Source organism: Tritonibacter sp. SIMBA_163 (genome assembly GCF_046535935.1).
Lineage (GTDB): Bacteria > Pseudomonadota > Alphaproteobacteria > Rhodobacterales > Rhodobacteraceae > Epibacterium > Epibacterium scottomollicae.
In genome coordinates, this window is sequence record NZ_JAWJBP010000134.1 from 1 (window position 1) to 421 (window position 421).

Here is a 421-nt window from a genome sequence, read left to right on the forward strand (position 1 = left end):
CTATGGGCACGATCATAATCATCCTCACTAAAATATCTCTTTGGATTCCTCCACTTCGTGCCTTCAATACTCCCTATGCTGCTTAACATACGGTGTGTTAATTGTGTATCAGACATTTCCAGTGAAAATATGTCGGTTAGTCCACCATTTAGCGCGTTATTATAACCAAGGTTAAGAGCGAACGCTGTTTTCCCCATCGATGGACGAGCAGCCACAATAATCAAATCACTCTTTTGCCAACCGCCTGTCATGGCATTAAGATCCGCAAGACCCGTGTTGACTCCAGTCAGATCACCATGATCTTCTTCCATGCTCATGAAAATCTCGGTTAATACATCCCTTTTCGTCCGAGTCTCTCGTACGCCTACTTCTTGAGCTTCAATTGTTTTTTGATAAAGCTCGGTGATGCCCTCATCAGTAG

At 43.7% G+C, this 421-nt stretch carries 1 protein-coding gene; it reads right to left on the reverse strand.

Annotated elements, in window-relative coordinates:
• Positions 1 to 421 (reverse strand): DnaB-like helicase C-terminal domain-containing protein (locus tag R0J92_RS21775; protein WP_411053172.1); only part of this gene is annotated, 421 nt, incomplete at both ends.